2 protein-coding genes are annotated in these 3,103 nt (G+C 45.9%); both read right to left on the bottom strand.

The annotated features are described in order from the left end of the window. A partial coding sequence (locus IQ229_RS20815) for a PAS domain S-box protein (RefSeq protein WP_194046984.1) occupies positions 1–2,705 on the bottom strand: 2,705 nt, incomplete at its 3' end. Positions 2,706–2,709: 4 nt separating this feature from the next. Further along, positions 2,710–2,967, bottom strand: coding sequence for a helix-turn-helix domain-containing protein (locus IQ229_RS20820; RefSeq protein ID WP_228013613.1), 258 nt, complete (start codon positions 2,965–2,967; stop codon positions 2,710–2,712). Positions 2,968–3,103: the final 136 nt, after the last annotated feature.

Here is a 3,103-nt window from a genome sequence, read left to right on the forward strand (position 1 = left end):
ATATTGAGGTTGATGTAGCGCATTTCGGTGCGCCCCATACGAGAAAATGTCAGCAATTCATCGATCAGTATTCCTGCTTGTTTGGCAGTTTCGGCAATTATTTTTAAATAGCGCTGACTCGTTTCATCTAAGGTTGTTGAGCTATGCCGTTTCTGAAGCAATTCGACAAATCCGGCGACGTGGCGCAGCGGTGCCCGCAAGTCGTGAGAAACTGAGTATGAGAAAGATTCAAGTTCTTTATTGGCGGCTTCGAGTTGGATAGTGCGTTCTTGAATCCGTTGCTCTAGCATTTCGTTGAGTTGTTGCAAGGCAGCTTCGGCAACTTTGCGATCGTGAATGTCGCTGGCGATGCCCACCCACTTGATCATCTGTCCGCTTGGATCTCGAAATGGTAAACCCCGGACAATATGCCAACTATAGCTACCATCAGAAACTTGACGAAAGCGAATTTCTATTTCGTAATTTGTAGCATTGGCAACAGCTTGCATCGAAGTTTTCAAAACGCGATCGCGATCATCGGGGTGAATGACAGAAATCCAGCCATAGCCAGCAGTCTGCTCCATTGTCTGTCCGGTATAGTCTAACCAGTATTGATTGCAATAGGTAATCCCACCATTGCGTAGGCGTAGCCCGTCGTAGACATCGCCCATCCAAATTGCTTGTGGTGAGACTTCCGCTAAAATTCGGTATCGCTCCTCGCTGTCACGTAGCGCTGCTTCTGCCAAGTTGCGATCATGGATATCAACACAAGAGCCGATATAGCCAAGAAATTCCCCCGTTGGTGTAAACCAAGGCACACCAGTATCAAAAAGCCAACGGTATTCACCATCATTACGTCTGAGGCGATATTCCATTTTAAAATTTTGTCGGGCATCAAAAGCATTGGTGTATGTATCTAAGCAACGCTGAAAATCATCAGGATGAACACCTTCAGTCCACCCATTGCCCATCTCTTGCTCCAGAGTTCGCCCGGTAAAATCTAGCCAGGGTTTATTAAAGTAGTTACAAAGTTTGTCAGTGCCGGACATCCAAATCAGTACGGGAGCAGTGTCTGCCATCTGGCGAAAGCGGCCTTCACTTTCGCGCAACGCTGCTTCTGCCAAGTTGCGATCGCGTAGCGCAGCTTGCTGTTCGCTGATGTCGGTGATCAACGCCGCATACCCTTCAACAATTCCCTGTCTATTAAACTGGGGAACATAAATGGCATTAATGTAACGCGTGCCACCATCTTTATAAGGAACTTCACTTTCAAAAGTAACCTGCTCTCCTGCCAGTACTTGTTCCACATAAGGACGAAGCACTTCATAAGCGGATTCACCCAAAACTTCCCAAAGATACTTCCCATAAACTTCTGCCGTCGAATGCCCAAACCACTCTTGATAAGCTCGATTGTTGAAGCGGTAGCGTTGTTCTGAATCTACAAAGGTAATCAGGACTGGCAGCGTATCTGTAATTAAACGAAGTTCTGTTTCTCGTTGCCGCAGTGCTTCTTCTATCAGCTTACGGTTGGTGATATCGCGCCAGCAATCTATTGCACCAATAATCTCACCTTGGGAATCGCGAATTGGTACGACATTGGCGATCGCTGTAATTGTAGTCCCATCTGGACGTTCAATGATGCATTCTTCATCGCGGATCGTTTCACCATAGCGCGTAGCACGGTATAAAGGTAGTTCCTCTAAAGTGAGGGGCGTTACACCATCAGCCAAGAACAGATTGTAGAACTGAACATAAGATTCAGAAGACATACCAACGAGAGATTCATTCGGTCTGCCCAAAAGCTCTTGCGTGAGTTTGCTGTTAGCGATGATTGGGAAATCAGGGGGGCCGCCAGCGATCGTAATTCCCTCTGGAACGTGTTCTAGGAGCATTTGCAAAATGCTCTGGGCTTCTTCTGCTTGGTGGGAGCGATGCTGGGCTTCTGCTTGGGCTTGTTTGCGTTCGCTTAAGTCAAGAACAAACCCAATGATTGTCCGATCTCCCTGTTTAGCAAAACCAAGTAGAACGGGAATTAGAGAGCCGTCTTTGCGGATGTATTCCTGCTCAAAGGGCTTACAACTCCCAGTCATTGTCAGTTCTTGAATCGCTCGCTCACTCACCTCGATATATTCGAGTGGAACGATCTCGCCCCAGCGGATTCGACCAGAATGCAAATCCTCGCGGGTATAATTGAGCATTTTTAGAAAGGTATCATTGGCTTCAACGATTAAGCCATTCAGATTAGCCACAATTACCCCAATAATATTGGACTCTGTTAAGCGACCAAACCGGGCCTCGCTTTCGTGTAGTGACTTCAAGTTTGCCTCAGCTTGCCGTTGAGCTGTGCGGCGTGATTCGTTAAGCCAGCTGATTAACCCTGCTGTTAGCACGAACACTACCAAGGGAATTACAATATTCAGATTTGTGATGTTCAACCGATCGAGTGGCTTAAAAAAGAAGTAATTGACTGCAAAAGTAGACAAAAGGGTTGCAAGTAACCCTGGCCCTAAGCCTCCGTACCAGGCACTCACCATCACCGCACCAAAAAACAGTGCCCCAGGCGTTGAAGTGAGATATGGATTGAGTAGCAGAGTTGCCCACAGTGCTAAGACAACGGATAGGACAGCAATACCATAGTGCAGCAGTTTCTCCCGGATGAATGCGCTTTTGTCTCTATTGCCAGCAAAGATGTTTTGGAATTCAGATGCCCTCGCCTTACGACTCATAACCCTACTCTGCTTCTGGAAAATACTGATTTAGCAGTCTTTTCCCAGGTTCACCCATCTTCCGTAACATTTCTTCTATTAGTTTTAGCGCTATGGGTGAAGGGACTGTATGCCCATTCTCCCAACGGTTGACTGTTTTGAAAGAAACTCCTACTTTAGTAGCAAACTGTTTCTGAGAAAGATTGAGCTGTTGACGAAGTTCCCGAATTAAATCTAAAATTTCCACGCGCTTGGTTACAGACATATCTGTATTTTTTTCCATAGAATAATTACGTTAGGACAGATGTCTTAACGTTTATCTCCTACTTAGGGAATATTTTCTTTGTTTTCGTTTCTAGCTGAACTGTTTGAGTTAGAAGGTTCAATGATGAATTGACTGCGATCGCTTACCCTTTTAG

The sequence above is a fragment of the Nostoc cf. edaphicum LEGE 07299 genome (assembly GCF_015207245.1).
GTDB classification, from domain to species: domain Bacteria; phylum Cyanobacteriota; class Cyanobacteriia; order Cyanobacteriales; family Nostocaceae; genus Nostoc; species Nostoc edaphicum_B.

Bases quoted from the DNA above. Each gene is read 5' to 3' on its own strand.
- IQ229_RS20820 (WP_228013613.1), bottom strand. From the start codon at position 2,967: ATGGAAAAAAATACAGATATGTCTGTAACCAAGCGCGTGGAAATTTTA.